General features: G+C 61.7%; 13 protein-coding genes. 12 read left to right on the plus strand and 1 reads right to left on the minus strand.

The genetic code is table 11. The annotated features are described in order from the left end of the window. The first annotated feature begins 55 nt into the window (after positions 1 to 55). The 10 genes from rplK (at position 56) to BSP239C_RS16680 (ending at position 10220) form a co-directional block, all read left to right on the plus strand. Positions 56 to 493 carry a 50S ribosomal protein L11 gene (gene rplK / locus BSP239C_RS16635; RefSeq protein WP_101574478.1) on the plus strand — a complete coding sequence of 146 codons (438 nt, stop codon included), beginning with the start codon at positions 56 to 58 and terminating at the stop codon, positions 491 to 493. Positions 494 to 557: 64 nt separating this feature from the next. After that, entirely contained in the window at positions 558 to 1256 is a 699-nt protein-coding gene (gene rplA / locus BSP239C_RS16640) for a 50S ribosomal protein L1 (RefSeq protein WP_101574479.1), read from the plus strand. 180 nt (positions 1257 to 1436) lie between these two features. Further along, complete coding sequence (locus tag BSP239C_RS16645; RefSeq protein WP_226842158.1) at positions 1437 to 2708, plus strand: GAF domain-containing protein; 1272 nt, start codon at positions 1437 to 1439, stop codon at positions 2706 to 2708. Between the two features lie 126 nt (positions 2709 to 2834). Continuing rightward, positions 2835 to 4358, plus strand: a complete 1524-nt coding sequence (locus BSP239C_RS16650) for an aldehyde dehydrogenase family protein (RefSeq protein ID WP_101574481.1) — start codon at positions 2835 to 2837, stop codon at positions 4356 to 4358. A gap of 90 nt (positions 4359 to 4448) precedes the next feature. After that, the gene (gene adhP / locus BSP239C_RS16655) at positions 4449 to 5468 is read left to right on the plus strand and encodes an alcohol dehydrogenase AdhP (protein WP_101574482.1); all 1020 of its coding nucleotides are present in this window, start codon (positions 4449 to 4451) and stop codon (positions 5466 to 5468) included. Positions 5469 to 5869: 401 nt separating this feature from the next. Further along, the gene (gene rplJ, locus BSP239C_RS16660) at positions 5870 to 6403 is read left to right on the plus strand and encodes a 50S ribosomal protein L10 (RefSeq protein WP_101574483.1); all 534 of its coding nucleotides are present in this window, start codon (positions 5870 to 5872) and stop codon (positions 6401 to 6403) included. Between the two features lie 57 nt (positions 6404 to 6460). Next, positions 6461 to 6844, plus strand: coding sequence for a 50S ribosomal protein L7/L12 (gene rplL, locus BSP239C_RS16665; protein ID WP_101574484.1), 384 nt, complete (start codon positions 6461 to 6463; stop codon positions 6842 to 6844). A 147-nt stretch (positions 6845 to 6991) separates the two neighbouring features. Next, positions 6992 to 8263: a hypothetical protein gene (locus tag BSP239C_RS16670; protein WP_101574485.1), complete on the plus strand. Its 1272-nt coding sequence runs from the start codon at positions 6992 to 6994 to the stop codon at positions 8261 to 8263. Continuing rightward, positions 8260 to 9063, plus strand: a complete 804-nt coding sequence (locus BSP239C_RS16675; protein ID WP_101574486.1) for a hypothetical protein — start codon at positions 8260 to 8262, stop codon at positions 9061 to 9063. Before BSP239C_RS16670 ends, BSP239C_RS16675 begins: the two co-directional genes overlap by 4 nt. Positions 9064 to 9065: 2 nt before the next feature. After that, complete coding sequence (locus BSP239C_RS16680; protein ID WP_257930262.1) at positions 9066 to 10220, plus strand: hypothetical protein; 1155 nt, start codon at positions 9066 to 9068, stop codon at positions 10218 to 10220. On the opposite strand, the gene BSP239C_RS16685 is transcribed toward BSP239C_RS16680, so the two are convergent. Beyond that, positions 10209 to 11021: an MBL fold metallo-hydrolase gene (locus BSP239C_RS16685; protein ID WP_101574488.1), complete on the minus strand. Its 813-nt coding sequence runs from the start codon at positions 11019 to 11021 to the stop codon at positions 10209 to 10211. The genes BSP239C_RS16680 and BSP239C_RS16685 overlap by 12 nt on opposite strands. A gap of 24 nt (positions 11022 to 11045) precedes the next feature. Between BSP239C_RS16685 and BSP239C_RS16690 the strand changes: the two genes are divergently transcribed. Beyond that, entirely contained in the window at positions 11046 to 12104 is a 1059-nt protein-coding gene (locus BSP239C_RS16690) for a GNAT family N-acetyltransferase (protein ID WP_101574489.1), read from the plus strand. A gap of 196 nt (positions 12105 to 12300) precedes the next feature. Continuing rightward, the gene (gene rpoB / locus BSP239C_RS16695) at positions 12301 to 15780 is read left to right on the plus strand and encodes a DNA-directed RNA polymerase subunit beta (protein WP_101574490.1); all 3480 of its coding nucleotides are present in this window, start codon (positions 12301 to 12303) and stop codon (positions 15778 to 15780) included. Positions 15781 to 15790: the final 10 nt, after the last annotated feature.

Raw genomic sequence — 15790 nt, forward strand, 5'->3', positions numbered from 1 at the left:
GAACGATGTGCCGTATTTCTCTGGCGCATCGAAACTTCAATATTAAGGACCGTATATGCCTCCCAAGAAAAAGGTAGCCGGCCTCGTCAAGCTCCAGATTCAGGCAGGTGCCGCTAACCCGGCGCCTCCGATTGGTCCGGCGCTTGCCCAGCACGGCGTCAACATCATGGAATTCTGCAAGGCTTACAACGCCGCCACAGAGTCCCAGCGCGGGAACATCGTTCCCGTTGAGATCACTGTGTTCGAAGACCGTTCGTTCACCTTCATTCTCAAGACCCCACCGGCTGCAGAACTCATCAAGAAGGCTGCAGGCGTGAAGTCAGGCTCGGCAACTCCGCACACCGACAAGGTTGCTCACCTGAGCGCCGACCAGGTGCGCGAGATCGCCACCACGAAGATGCCAGACCTCAACGCCAATGACCTGGATCAGGCTGACCGCATCATCGCCGGCACCGCTCGCTCCATGGGCGTAACCACCGACGTCGAGGCCTGAGGCCAGACATTTCACTGTGGTAGGGCTCGCGCAGCCCGCACCACGACTGCAAGGAGATAAGCAGATGGCAAAGCGTTCAAAGGCCTATGAGGCCGCGGCAGAGAAGATCGCCGCAGATGTGACATACGAACCGGCTCAGGCAATCGCCTTGGCCAAAGAGACCACGGTGGCAAAGTACGACGCCACCGTCGAGGTCGCTCTCCGCCTGGGCGTTGACCCACGTAAGGCGGACCAGATGGTGCGCGGCACCGTCAACCTTCCGCATGGTACCGGTAAGACCGCTCGGGTCCTGGTGTTCGCTGCCGGCGACCGTGCAGAAGCTGCCCGTGAAGCAGGTGCTGACTTCGTCGGCTCCGATGACCTGCTGGAGAAGGTGGCCAATGGCTTCACCGACTTCGACTCGGCTGTAGCCACCCCTGACATGATGGGCAAGGTCGGACGTCTTGGTAAGGTGCTGGGTCCTCGTGGCTTGATGCCGAACCCCAAGACCGGCACCGTGACCATGGATGTCGCTAAGGCCGTCACCGAGATCAAGGGCGGAAAGATCGAATTCCGCGTCGACAAGCACTCGAACCTGCACTTCATCATCGGGAAGGTCTCCTTCTCCGAGGAAGCACTGCAGGAGAACTTCGATGCAGCCATCGACGAGATCCTTCGTCTGAAGCCGAGCTCCTCAAAGGGCCGCTACATCTCGAAGGCGACCGTGACGACATCGAACGGTCCTGCCGTTCCGATCGACGGTTCGGCGATGCGCGTGATCTGATCCCCTTGAGGGATTGAACCGCAGTCAGCAGTTCTGGGCGGGAAGTGAGTCAATCACTTCCCGCCCTTTCTGTTTCCTGAGAACCGACATACGGTCTTGCCCGGATTGGGTATCGCGGATAGATTGTGAGCACCGAAGACCACTGTGTGACAACCGCCGATGGGGGTGGACAGCTCCGCTATGCATTCGACTCCGCTGCTTCACGATGACTATCAGCGCATTGTTCGCCGCGCCCATGACAATCTGGCGTCCCTGACCGTTCCGGAGACTTCGGGCCCCGGAGTCCGTCCAGCCGTCCTCGAGTCCTGGAACCGATCTCTCGGCCGTCTTCGTGATCCGGGTGGAGTACGTGTGCGCATGGCCTATGAGGCAGATCAGCTCGCCGAGGTGAGGCGTCGTCATCCGTTCCACTCCATCATGGGTCTGCTGCAGTCGCATCTGATCGAGCCGGCCAAGGAGGCGGGACTGCTCGTGGCACTCGGTGATGAGCAGGGGCGTCTCCTGTGGGTCGAGGGTGAGCGCGCCGTGCGCAACCGTGCCGAGTCCATGGGTTTCGTGCCGGGCACCGACTGGTCGGAAGACGTGATGGGGACCTCCGCTCCCGGACTCGCTCTGCGCTCGCGCACTGCCGTGCAGATCAGTCAGGCCGAACACTTCTCCGCCGAGGTGCACTCGTGGAGCTGCAGTGCAGTGCCAGTGACTCATCCGCTGACCGGTCAGGTCCTTGGCATCATCGACGTCACCGGCGGTGATGACGCGGTATCGTCCATCGTCCTGCCGTTGCTGAATTCCACGGCTCAGGCCGCCGGCGCCGGATTGTCGAAGCTCTACACCCCGGACTCCGGTGGACTGTCTCCTGTCGGTACAGGTGACGGTGCCTATCTCGAAGTCACCGGCGCCCGTCCCCAGCTCTCGAGCCCTGACGGCACTCGAATCACGCTGTCGGGACGACATGCTGAGATCCTGCTGCTTCTGGCGTGCAACCCCGACGGCATCAGCAACGCCGGGCTCGCCGACCGGCTGTGGGCGCTCGGTGGAAGTGAAGTCACTGTCCGGGCGGAGATCGCGCGTCTGCGCAGAACGATTGACCACCTCGGCGACCTGCACCTCGATGCCCGCCCCTACCGACTGCGGGGAGACATCGACAGCGACGTCGAGCGCACGCACCGGGGCCTGGCCCAAGGGGACGTGGAGACCGCGCTCAACTTCTATCAGGGGCAGGTGCTGCCCGATTCCGATGCGCCCGGCGTCCGGGAGATCGGTGCTGAGCTGCAGGCGCTGATCCGAGAGAGTCTGCTGCAGAACGGAACCTGGCAGCAGCTGTGGCGCTATGCGGGGTTGGCCGAAGCTCGCGAGGATTCGGAAGTGCTGATGTCGGTGCTGCGTCTGGCCCCACCCGAAGCACCCGAACGCAACGCTGCCGTCGTGCGACTCGAAGCCCTCGGATACTGAATACGAGGACCTGGAACTGGCAGCTCTTCCTATGTGATGCAACCCACATGCAACGTTGCCCTGCGTAGTGTGCGGAGCAATCGGAGACAGACATCCGATCGCCGCATACGCATCAAAGGAGTTGCAATGACTGTTTACGCTCAGCCTGGTCAAGACGGATCGCTCGTCACCTTCAAGTCACGGTACGAGAACTTCATCGGCGGACAGTGGGTCGCTCCCGTCAACGGGAACTATTTCGAGAACCCGACACCGATTACGGGCAAGGCGTTCTGCGAAGTGCCCGCCAGCACCGCAGAAGACATCGAACTCGCACTCGATGCCGCCCACAAGGCGGCTCCGGCCTGGGGCAAGACCTCGCCCGCGGAGCGCGCAGTGATCTTGAACAAGATCGCTGACCGGATCGAGGAGAACCTCGAGATGATCGCGGTGGCCGAGACCTGGGACAACGGCAAGGCAGTCCGCGAATGCCTCAACGCCGACATTCCCCTGGCCATCGATCACTTCCGCTACTTCGCCGGGGCGATCCGGGCACAGGAGGGCGGCCTCTCTCAGATCGATGACGACACGGTGGCCTATCACTTCCACGAGCCGCTCGGCGTCGTCGGCCAGATCATTCCCTGGAACTTCCCGATCCTCATGGGCGTGTGGAAGATCGCTCCAGCCCTGGCCGCAGGCAACGCCATCGTCCTGAAACCTGCCGAACAGACTCCGGCCTCGATCCTCGTCCTCATGGAACTCATCGGCGACCTGCTTCCTGAAGGGGTCCTCAACGTCGTCAACGGCTTCGGCCTCGAAGCGGGCAAACCCCTGGCCTCGAACAAGCGGATCAAGAAGATTGCCTTCACCGGCGAGACGACCACCGGCCGCCTCATCATGCAATACGCCTCGCAGAACATCATCCCGGTGACCCTGGAGCTGGGAGGTAAGTCCCCGAACATCTTCTTCGATGACGTCAATGCCAAGGACGACGCCTACTGGGACAAGGCTCAAGAGGGCTTCACCATGTTCGCGCTCAACCAGGGCGAGGTCTGCACCTGCCCATCACGCGCACTGATCCAGGAATCGATCGCCGATCCCTTCCTCGAAGCGGTGGCAGAACGGACGAAGAAGATCGTGCAGGGCAACCCTCTGGACACGGACACCATGATGGGTGCCCAGGCATCGAACGACCAGTTCGAGAAGATCATGTCCTACCTCGACATTGGGAAGCAGGAAGGTGCTGAGGTCCTCACCGGGGGAGCCCGCGCAGACCTCGGCGGGGACCTGTCCGGCGGCTACTATGTGCAGCCGACGATCTTCAGAGGCAACAACAAGATGCGGATCTTCCAGGAGGAGATCTTCGGGCCAGTCGTCTCGGTGGCCACCTTCAGCGACTACGACGACGCAATTTCCACGGCGAACGACACCCTCTACGGACTGGGTGCCGGAGTCTGGTCGCGCAACGGCAGCACCGCCTACCGCGCGGGCCGCGACATCCAGGCCGGCCGTGTGTGGGTCAACAACTACCACGCCTACCCGGCGCATGCGGCCTTCGGCGGCTACAAGGCGTCGGGCATCGGACGTGAGAACCACCTGATGATGCTCGACCACTACCAGCAGACGAAGAACCTGCTGGTCAGCTACTCGGAGAACGCCCAGGGCTTCTTCTGAGTCCGTGCGACGCGGCCACAACGGCAACGACGCAGTCAATACATTCAACACACCACCAGCACAGTCAACATCACCACAAAGGAGTCAATGATGTCGGTAATGCAAGCAGCAGTAGTTGAGGGATTCGGACAGGATCTCGTCGTCGGAGACAACGAGATCCCCGAGCCCGGACCCGGCCAGGCATTGGTCAAACTCATCGCCTCGGGGGTCTGCCATACCGACCTGCACGCGGCACACGGCGACTGGCCGGTCAAACCGAAGGTTCCTCTCATCCCCGGCCACGAAGGTGTCGGAACCGTCGAGAAGGTCGGGCCCGACGTCACAGATGTCAAGGTCGGACAGATGATCGGAAACGCCTGGCTGTGGAGCGCCTGCGGAACATGCGAGCACTGCCGTCAAGGGTGGGAGACGCTCTGCGAGCAGCAGGTCAACGGCGGTTACGGAATCGACGGATCGTTCGGTGAGTACATGCTCGTCGACACGAAGTTCGCCGCCATCATCCCGGAGGGGTCCGACCCATACGAGATCGCACCCGTGCTGTGTGCCGGCGTCACCGTCTACAAGGGACTCAAGCGCACCGAGGTGAAGCCTGGGCAATGGGTCGTCATCTCCGGCATCGGCGGGCTCGGCCACATCGCCGTGCAGTATGCGGTGGCGATGGGGATGCGCGTCATCGCCGTCGACGTCGCCGATGACAAGCTGGCGCTGGCGAAGAAGCACGGAGCGGAGATCACGGTCAATGCCTTTGCTGAGGAGCCGGCCGACATCATCCAGGAGAAGGTCGGAGGCTCACACGGAGTGCTAGTCACAGCGGTGCATCCGAAGGCATTCGGGCAGGCGATCTCGATGACCCGCCGAGGCGGCACGATCGTCTTCAACGGGTTGCCTCCAGGTGAGTTCCCGGCTCCCATCTTCGACATCGTCCTCAAAGGACTGACGATCCGCGGTTCGATCGTCGGCACCCGTCAGGACATGGTGGAGGCCTTGGAATTCTACGCAGCCGGCAAGATCCATCCGACCTACAGCAAGCGTCCGCTCGAGGACATCAACGCGATCCTCGATGAGATGATCCACGGCAAGATCGACGGCCGAGTCGTCATCGAATACTGACCCGCTCGCCGGCTCAGCCACCTTCCGGGCGCTGCGCAATCTGTCTGCAGGTTGCTCAGCGCCCGGAATGTTGCCGAAGCGGCAGTGAGGGGCGTGGGGTGGGACGCAGGGAGTGGGCAAGGGTATGTGTCCAGCATCTCCGCGGTCGATTGGACTTGGTGGGAACACCTTCGATAGACTTCAACTACCCAAGACCGTCGGTCTTTTCGGTACCAACAGAATTCGCAATCGGATCCTGTTGCCCGGGAACGAAGACTCCAATCGAGTGACCTGCGCAGGTGAGCACGAGATTCTTTGTGATGAGTTCCTATGAACTCATCATTCGAAGCGTTTCACGCATACCTGCGTGGAGCGCTTTTTTGGTGTCGGACACGATCGGCGACTGTACGAAAGGAACTACCATGGCGAGGCCAGACAAGGCAGCCGCAGTAGAGGAGCTCAAACAGCAGTTTGAGTCTGCCGATGCTGTGTTGCTGACCGAGTACCGCGGTCTCACCGTTGCGCAGATGAAAGATCTGCGCGTTTCACTCGGTGAGAACGTCAGCTACGCCGTGGTAAAGAATACGCTCACTGCTATTGCAGCCAAAGAAGCCGGAATCAACGATCTCGATGAGTTCCTCAATGGACCCACAGCGATCGCATTCGTCAACGGTGAACCACCAGAGGCTGCAAAGGCATTGCGTAACTTTGCCAAGGCGAATTCTCAGCTCGTATTGAAGGGCGGCTACTGGGATGGCGCCGTCCTCAGTGCTGAGAATGTCAACAAACTCGCCGACCTCGAACCACGCGAAGTGCTGCTTGCAAAGGCAGCTGGTGCAATGAAGGCAAGCCTCCACCAGGCGGCTTACCTGTTCACCGCTCCGATGGTCAAGGCCGTGCGCACCGTCGACGCTCTCCGCGAGAAGCAGGACAACGCTCCTGCTTCAGACGCCTGAGCATCACCCCATAAACCCGGTCGCTCAATGTGACCACCAAAGGAAGGACTGGCCACCATGGCTAAGCTCACCCCCGAAGAACTCATTGAAGGTTTCAAAGAGCTCACACTGATCGAACTCTCCGACTTCGTCAAGAAGTTCGAAGAGGTCTTCGAAGTTGAAGCTGCTGCACCTGCTGCAGTTGCTGCTGCTCCTGCCGCCGGCGGAGACGCTGAGCCTGCTGAAGAGCAGACCGAGTTCGACGTCATCCTCGAATCGGCCGGCGAGAAGAAGGTTCCTGTCATCAAGGAAGTTCGTGGGCTCACCTCCCTCGGACTGAAGGAAGCCAAGGACCTCGTCGACGGCGCTCCTAAGGCTGTCCTCGAAGCAGTGTCCAAGGACGCAGCCGACAAGGCCAAGGAAACACTCGAAGGCGCGGGCGCAACCGTCACCGTCAAGTGATTTTCTCGGCAGCAGTCTGACTGCTGCCACAGCGAAGACCCCACAGCTGATGCTGTGGGGTCTTCTGCATTCACTCGCAGGGGAGATGTTCCCAACTTGGAACGCCGCGGATTAGGGCCGGTGATCGGCCCATATTAATCTTGTGAGGTGACTGAGAAGACTGACGCGCAGACTCGCCTGCTCAAGGCGCTGCGCTCCCGCATCCGTGCGGGATGGGACCACGATCCGCTCTTCATCGATCGATCCATCGAACCGGGCCTGACCCCGCGCCAGAAGTCATCTCTGTCCCGCGCCTCGGCGGATGCGTCGACATCGGGAATTCCACATTTCATCGCGATCGTGCCCGGCCTTTCGAACTCAGATCAAGCGCAGGAAGGCTGGCCGCGGTTCACCACGGACCTCGCCTACTCGATGTTCGAGAGTTCCGGCGCCTCCCAGGTCATCGTCATCTTCGCCGAGGCAGGATACTCGGCCCGTACCTTCTCCTACATCGTCGACGACACCGGACCGACGATCCCGCCGGGCGCCGATGAGCTGGCGCGCTCGAAGACCGACCGCTTCCTGCCCGTCGAAATCGCAGTCCCGTACCATCTGAGCCTGCTCGTCGCGACGGTCAAGGGCACCAAGCCGCCGCCCCCGCCGGACTTCGACCCGAGGAACGGCAGGACGGAAGACCTGGACTACATCGATGCCAACGATCTCCAATACGGTGATCCTGACGGCTTTGTATTCAAGGCCACGGCAGCGGCCGCATTCGGACTGGGTGCATGGCTTCTTCTGCGACGAAGCAAGTACTCCTGGCGGCAGAACCTCACACACAGTCCAGAGCTGGTGCGACGACGCCGGCTGCCTCAGGCCGTCGACTCGGCCCTCCGTGACCTGCCCGATCCCGCGGCCCCGTCCGAGGAGAGCTGGGAACTTCACGACCGGGGCCGACGCGTCCAAGCGGCGATCTCTGCGATCGTCGATGCTCATCCCGACTGGGCCAGTGACCCCGACTTCTCCCACCGCCATGCAATTGCGGCTCTGGTCGACACAGATCGCTGGGTGCGCAGGACCCTGCAGCAGACTCCGACGTCGAAGAAGGCATCGACGTCGCAGAAGAATCGGAAACCAGACGAGGAGCCGGACTTCTGCTTCTTCTTCCCGACTCACGAAGGTCCGATCGAATCATTTGTCTGGAAACAGTCGACGACCGTCCTGACGATCAGCATCTGCAGCGCCTGCCGAGCCGACCTCAACGCCGGACACGAACCGGAGTGTCTGATGGTGCCGAAGAATCCAGGAAGGAAGAGAGTGCGTCCGATACCGTACTATCAGCGCGACGACGCCTATGCGGTCTCGGGCTTCGGAAGCTTCACGGCTCTTGAGGACTCGATCGTCGCCACAGGGGCGCGGGCAGGCAGTGGTCGACGATGAGCACGTGGCACAGGTCGATCATCGCAGTCATCATCTTCGCAGCCGTCGCGGTCGGCGCGACCATGATCAGCATGTACCGATTCGACGATGCGAAGCAGACACGGATCGAAGAAGCGAAGAGTGACGAGATCAAGGTCGACTCGGTCTACGACGACCGCATCAAGAGCGGACTCGACCCGAACTACGACCGCTCCGCCTATCGCGAACTGGCGAAGAAACTCGAAGCGGACACCATCCACGTCGATGACTACCTCGCATTCGACGTCGACGACGCCGGCCTGGAAGCCGTCCGCAGCGAAGTCACGGACCTCGACTCGCCCATCTATGTGGCCTTCGTCAACCACACCATGCTCGACGACACCGATGCGAATCTGAACCTCAAGGCCGCACGCATCGCCCATGAACTCTCCGTCGACGAAGCCACCGTGCTCGTCGTCAGCCCCATCGGACAGGGAGTCGGATCGAAAGACATCGAACGCAAGCTGCAGGACTATCCGGAGATGGGCTCCGATGACTCGCTGACCGAGACTGCTCTGATCTGGGAGCGGGCACTGAAGGAGACCCAGCCGCTGGAGGCGAGCGAAGCCGAGCCCCTTGTGACCGAAGACAACTCGGACGATTGGCGCGAGCTCACGTACTCACTGAGTTCAGCATTCGGCGGCGCCGGTCTCGGCCTCATAGTCGGTGCAGTCATCGCCGTCATCGGCGTTGCCATCCTGGGCTATCTCCGTCGCGAGAAAGAGGCGACCGCGCAGGCGATGAGCCGCAGGTCCGTCAATCACCGGAACCGAAGGAAGTGACCGTGGACGCACATCAGATCGCCGAATCTCTCAAGGCGGATCCCTTCTACGTGGACGAGTCCGCGGCGGGCACCCTCGACGCTCGCCTCTTCGACAAGGCGAAGACCACCGCGGACGGACTGGACTTCAAGGTCTACGTCATCGCCGTGGACGATGAGGCAGTCGACCTCCAGCTGCTCAGGGACGTGGCGGCCGACCATGGAGGGCAGGGCTCCTTCATCATGGTCAGCAACACGTCCGATCTCTACACCGAGGTGAAGCTCGATGCCGATCATGATCTGTCATATCAGGTGATGGATCAGTACTCCATCGCCCGGGAGCAGTGGAACGTCGGGTCGCCGTCTCTGTCGAAGCTGAACAAACTCCTCAACCTCTACGCCGACCCGCAGACGCGCACGGAGTCTGGCGAATCGACTACCGGGCAGGAAGAACCCGGCAGCGACTTTGCCGAGGACAGCAATGCGGACGGATTCTCTCCGCTGTTCCTCGGGGGAGCGGTCCTCGTGCTCGCTCTCGTCATCGCAGGGCTCTACCTGGTCCGCACGATCAAGGCGAGAGCGGCGGAGACGCGCAGACACCACGAATTCCGTCTGCCCAGCAAACTGCTGGACCGGGTCGACACTCTGCAGCGCGAGTCTCTGCGAGAGGACATCAACGACGACACGAATCGGATTGCGGAGAAGATCGATCATCTCCAGACCCAACGCCTCGATGGAGTCAAAGCCGCCAAGGTTGCGAAGGCGCTCGATGCCTATCAGATTGCGCGCCAGATCGTCGACGACGAGTCATCGGAGCGCATCGACCTTGCCGGAGCCATGGTCCTGCTCCGGCAGGCAGGACGTGAGATCGCCGAGGTGGGTTCCGGTCAGACGAAGAAGGCCGGCAACCGGGGACGCAGCAAGCTCCCGCAGAGTCTGTGCACTATCAATCCGTTACACGGAGAAGCGCGGTCGACGACGCGCCTCGATGCGGATGGCTCAGGGGTTCGGGTGCCCGTGTGCGGCAGCTGCCAGCACGATCGGCAGGCCGGCAATCGGCTCCAATGGATCTTCGACGGGAACAAACCCTACGTCGAGGGCGACAGCATCTGGGCGCAGACCCTGTTCGGAGCCATCGGCGGAGATCTCGTCACCGCGCTGCAACGCTCAGCCGGCTGACGTCTCCAGAGGGAGCGTGATCTCCCGGGGCAGACTCCGGTCATGGTCACCTGGCATGACACGAGCGGGCAGAGCCACCTCGGCGTCGGCCTGATTCATCCGCAGGCCATCGATATCGGCAAGCTGACGCTCCACGAATGCCCGGTCCACGGGCACGCCGTGGCCGGGGACGAAGAGAGCGGCCTCGGGGAAGGACAGCAGCGTCTGCAGGCTGCTCACCCACTCGCTCAATGATGCGTCGTTGCCCACCTGCGGGGGATCGCCCTCCTCGACCAGGTCACCGGCGAACACGATTCCCTGATCGATCAAACGCACGACGAGGTCCGCGGTGGAATGTCCGCCGAGCACGTGGAATTCGACCCGGCAGTCACCGAGGTCGAGCATGCTCGTCGACTCGGCCGCGTCGACGGGAGAGACGGTGACGATGAGGGAGTTGGGGTCTTCCGGCAGCTCAGATGCGAACTCGGCGGTCTCGGGCGCAGTGCGGACGGCGTCGAGTGCGATCCAGGCCGTCGCCTCCTGGTCTCGGGCGAACGAATCGGAGACGTGGAAGGTCTCCACCCCCTCTGCTGCCAGTGTGGAACTGCCGAAGAAATGGTCCCAATGATCGTGGGTGATGGCCGCATCGAGGGGATTCTCCCGGCCGTTCTCTGCAGTGCTCAGCTCCTGCGCCCGCTGGATGAGCCGCCGGCCCGTGCTGGGACCGGGCCCCGAATCGATGATGAGGCTGCGCTGGGATCCGGTGACGATCCCGCAGTTGACCGCGGCCGGATTCTGAGAGAGAACACTGACATTGACCATGGGAGCAGTCTAGAATGTCAGCTCATGGAGATCACCCACATTCCGGCCGGGTCTCGCACTGATGATGAGATCGAAGGTATCCTCGCCGAGGTGGTCGACTTCGACACGCTCATCAACCGGGCATCGGGGCTCGGCACCGATTTCGACCCCCGGTCAGACGAAGTGCGCCAGGAGCTGGTCTCAGCCAACGAATATGTGACACATCAGACGTGGATCGGCCGCAGCGGTGGGGCCATCGTGGCCAAGGGCATCGCGTACCTCACTCTGCAGGACAATGTCGATGTCGCTGAGGTGTGGTGCTCGGTTCATCCGGGCCTGCGCAGACAGGGATTGGGATCCGAGCTGCTCCTCGCCATGGAGGCGTCCCTGGCCGACCAGGGACGCACCCAGCTGACCAGTTATTGCGAGATCCCGGCATCGGCTCGTGACGGAGATCTTCGGGGTGCGCACCTGGCCGCCGAATCCGGAGCGGGCAGTCTGCCGGTCGAGCACCCGGGCGTCGCATTTCTGCTCCGGCACGGATTCGCGTTCAAACAGCTCGAGCGGTGCTCCGTGGCGCAGACCACCACGGCGGCGAAGCTGCCCGCCGCCGATCTCGATGAGGGCTACACGATTGAGACATGGAGTGGGCCGACCCCCGAACACCGGCTTGACGCGATCGCCCTCTTACACCAGCGGATGTCCACGGATACCCCCGGTGCCGAAGAGTTCGGGGAGGAGGAGAAGTGGGACGCCGCGCGAGTCCGCGCCCTCAACGCGACACGAAGCGAGGGGCACGAGCGCCTCGGCACGGCTCTAGCTCTCAAAGGTGACGCCGCCGCCGGCTTCACCGAGGTCGCTCACTTCGAGGAGCGGCCAGTGGTGGGATGGCAGGGTTCGACTCTTGTGGCCCGTGAACACCGTGGACACGGACTCGGCACGGCGCTGAAGATCGCCAATCATGTGGCTCTGGGTGAGCGCGCCAGCGTGGAACGGATCTACACGTGGAACGCGGTGGAGAACTCGTGGATGCTTCTCATCAATGACAGGGCTGGATTCGCAACCTGGGCATGGGTCGGTCTGTGGAAAAAACATCTTGCATGACTTGACCGATTGCTATAGGCTTGATATTTGCGTTGATCTGCCTGTGGCGTGCCTTCATATAGCGGGGGGCACCTCATTTCCACTCAAGTGAACCACGTTGTCGCCCGGTGTCGAAATCTGACACACCTGGGACTGTCGATGTGACTTCGGGTGGACAGTCAACCTATCAATTGGTGAAGCATTCGGAAGGACCCCATTGGCCGCCGCCAACGATAACACCAGGACCGCTAACGCCCCCAAGAGAATCTCCTTCGCGAAGATTCGCGAACCGCTCGAGGTTCCCGATCTGCTCGGTCTGCAGACCGACAGCTTCGATTGGCTCATCGGCTCAGAAACGTGGCAGGACCGCGTAGCCGAAGCCATCGAAATCGGAGACGATTCCGTCGCTACCACTTCGGGACTCGAAGATATCTTCGAAGAGATCTCACCGATCGAGGACTTCGGTGGATCGATGTCGCTGTCGTTCCGGGAGCACCGGTTCGAAGCTGCCAAGTACTCCATCGATGAGTGCAAGGAACGCGACATGACCTATTCGGCGCCACTTTATGTGACCGCCGAATTCATGAACAACAACACAGGCGAGATCAAGAGCCAGACGGTCTTCATGGGTGATTTCCCACTCATGACCGACAAAGGCACGTTCATCGTCAACGGCACCGAGCGCGTCGTCGTCTCGCAGCTAGTGCGTTCGCCCGGCGCCTACTTCGAGTCCAGCGTCGACAAGACCACGGACAAGGACATCTTCACTGCGAAGATCATCCCGTCACGTGGTGCATGGTTGGAATTCGAGGTCGACAAGCGCGACCAGGTCGGCGTGCGTCTCGACCGCAAGCGCAAGCAGTCCGTGACTGTGCTGCTCAAGGCCCTCGGTTGGTCCGAAGCGAAGATCCTCGAGGAGTTCGGCGAGTTCGAGTCGATCCGCGAGACCATGGCAAAGGACACGGTCAGCACACAGGACGAAGCGCTGCTCGACATCTACAAGAAGCTGCGCCCGGCAGAACCCGCGACCGCTGAAGCGGCACGTAACCTGCTCAACAACCTGTACTTCAACCCCAAGCGCTACGACCTGGCCAAGGTCGGCCGCTACAAGGTCAACCGCAAGCTGGGCGTCGATGCACCGCTGAGTGACTCGGTCCTCTCGACTGATGACGTGGTTGCGACCATCCGTTACCTCGTGTCCCTGCACGCCGGTGTCGAAACCTCCAAGGGCATCCGTGAGGGCGAGAACATCGAGCTCAACGTGAAGCTCGACGACATCGACCACTTCGGCAACCGTCGCATCCGCGCGGTCGGCGAGCTCATCGAGAACCAGGTCCGCACCGGACTCTCTCGTATGGAGCGCGTCGTGCGTGAGCGCATGACGACCCAGGACGTTGAAGCGATCACACCTCAGACCCTGATCAATATCCGCCCCGTGGTGGCTGCGATCAAGGAGTTCTTCGGCACCTCGCAGCTCTCGCAGTTCATGGATCAGAACAACCCGCTCGCGGGTCTGACTCACAAGCGTCGTCTGTCCGCACTGGGACCTGGCGGTCTCTCTCGTGACCGTGCCGCCATGGAAGTCCGTGACGTTCACCCGTCGCACTACGGACGTATGTGCCCCATCGAGACTCCCGAAGGCCCGAACATCGGTCTGATCGGTTCGCTGGCGTCCTACGCCCGCATCAACCCATTCGGATTCATCGAAACGCCGTACCGCAAGGTCATCGACGGCGTCGTCACCGATGACACCGAGTACCTGACTGCCGACGATGAGCTCGAGTTCAACATCGCGCAGGCCAATGCGCCGCTGACCGAAGAGCAGCGCTTCGCTGAAGTCGAAGTTCTTGCTCGTCCTAAGGGCGGCGGCGGCGAAGCCGAGCTGGTTCAGTACGACACGATTGACTTCATGGACGTCTCTGCACGTCAGATGGTCTCCGTTGCGTCCGCACTGATTCCGTTCCTCGAGCACGATGACGCGAACCGTGCCCTCATGGGTGCGAACATGCAGCGTCAGGCTGTGCCGCTGGTGATGTCGGAGTCCCCAGTCGTGGGCACCGGCATGGAATACCGCGCTGCTGTCGACGCCGGCGATGTCATCACTGCCGATCGCCCAGGCGTCGTCACAGAGGTGTCCGCTGACTTCGTCACCGTGCTGGCTGACGATGGCACGATGCAGACCTACCGTGCGTCGAAGTTCAAGCGTTCCAACCACGGAACCTCGTACAACCAGCGCATCATCGTCGACGAAGGCGATCGCGTCACACCAGGCACGGTTCTGGCTGACGGACCGTCCACTGAGAACGGTGAGATGGCTCTGGGCAAGAACCTTCTCGTGGCATTCATGTCCTGGGAAGGCTACAACTTCGAGGATGCGATCATCCTCTCCCAGCGCCTCGTCCAGGATGATGTTCTGTCCTCGATCCACATCGAGGAGCACGAGGTCGATGCTCGCGACACCAAGCTCGGTGCCGAAGAGATCACCCGCGATATCCCGAACATCTCGCCGGACGCCTTGGCAGACCTCGACGACCGCGGAATCATCCGCATCGGCGCCGAAGTCACCGACGGCGACATCCTCGTCGGCAAGGTCACCCCGAAGGGTGAGACCGAGCTGACACCGGAAGAGCGCCTGCTGCGCGCGATCTTCGGTGAGAAGTCCCGCGAAGTCCGCGACACCTCACTGCGTGTGCCTCACGGCGAGATCGGAACCGTCATCGGTGTCCGCGTCTTCGACCGCGAGGAAGACGATGAGCTCTCGCCGGGTGTCAACCAGATGGTCCGCGTCTACGTCGCTCAGCGTCGTAAGATCACCATCGGTGACAAGATGGCCGGTCGTCACGGCAACAAGGGTGTCATCTCGACCATCCTGCCCGTTGAGGACATGCCGTTCCTGGCCGACGGAACACCCGTCGACATCATCCTCAACCCCCACGGTGTTCCCCGTCGTATGAACATCGGACAGGTCTTCGAAGTCCACCTCGGGTGGATCTCGAAGCAGGGTTGGAAGATCGAAGGCAACCCCGAGTGGGCTGCCGACCTTCCTGCTGCGGCCCGCGAGGCCGAAGCCGGCACCAACTTGGCCACCCCGGTCTTCGATGGTGCGCATGAGCAGGAGCTGCGCGGACTGCTGGACTCCACGACTCCGAACCGCGATGGGGACCGCCTCATCGACTCTTCGGGCAAGGCCCAGCTGTTCGACGGTCGCTCCGGTGAGCCGTTCCCGTACCCGATCGCTGTCGGTTACATGTACATGCTCAAGCTCCACCACCTCGTCGACGACAAGATCCACGCGCGTTCGACCGGTCCGTACTCGATGATCACCCAGCAGCCGCTCGGTGGTAAGGCGCAGTTCGGCGGCCAGCGCTTCGGTGAGATGGAAGTGTGGGCCCTCGAGGCCTACGGTGCGGCGTACACGCTGCAGGAACTGCTGACGATCAAGTCCGATGACATCCCGGGCCGTGTGAAGGTCTATGAGGCCATCGTCAAGGGAGAGAACCTGCCCGATCCGGGAATCCCCGAGTCGTTCAAGGTCCTCATCAAGGAGATGCAGTCCCTGTGCCTCAACGTTGAAGTTCTGTCTTCGGACGGCGCCGAGGTTGAGATGCGTGACGGCGAGGACGAGGTCTACCGGGCAGCTGAAGAGCTCGGCATCGACTTGTCACGCCGTGAAGCCCAGACCGTAGAAGAAGTCTGAGGACTTCCAC

It is taken from the genome of Brevibacterium sp. 239c, from assembly GCF_900169365.1.
GTDB lineage: Bacteria > Actinomycetota > Actinomycetes > Actinomycetales > Brevibacteriaceae > Brevibacterium.

Excerpts from the sequence above, each read along its gene's own strand:
- rplK (WP_101574478.1), top strand. The coding sequence starts at position 56 with ATGCCTCCCAAGAAAAAGGTAGCCGGCCTCGTCAAGCTCCAGATTCAG.
- rplA (WP_101574479.1), top strand. The coding sequence starts at position 558 with ATGGCAAAGCGTTCAAAGGCCTATGAGGCCGCGGCAGAGAAGATCGCC.
- BSP239C_RS16645 (WP_226842158.1), top strand. The coding sequence starts at position 1,437 with ATGCATTCGACTCCGCTGCTTCACGATGACTATCAGCGCATTGTTCGC.
- BSP239C_RS16650 (WP_101574481.1), top strand. The coding sequence starts at position 2,835 with ATGACTGTTTACGCTCAGCCTGGTCAAGACGGATCGCTCGTCACCTTC.
- adhP (WP_101574482.1), top strand. The coding sequence starts at position 4,449 with ATGTCGGTAATGCAAGCAGCAGTAGTTGAGGGATTCGGACAGGATCTC.
- rplJ (WP_101574483.1), top strand. The coding sequence starts at position 5,870 with ATGGCGAGGCCAGACAAGGCAGCCGCAGTAGAGGAGCTCAAACAGCAG.
- rplL (WP_101574484.1), top strand. The coding sequence starts at position 6,461 with ATGGCTAAGCTCACCCCCGAAGAACTCATTGAAGGTTTCAAAGAGCTC.
- BSP239C_RS16675 (WP_101574486.1), top strand. The coding sequence starts at position 8,260 with ATGAGCACGTGGCACAGGTCGATCATCGCAGTCATCATCTTCGCAGCC.
- BSP239C_RS16685 (WP_101574488.1), bottom strand. The coding sequence starts at position 11,021 with ATGGTCAATGTCAGTGTTCTCTCTCAGAATCCGGCCGCGGTCAACTGC.
- BSP239C_RS16690 (WP_101574489.1), top strand. The coding sequence starts at position 11,046 with ATGGAGATCACCCACATTCCGGCCGGGTCTCGCACTGATGATGAGATC.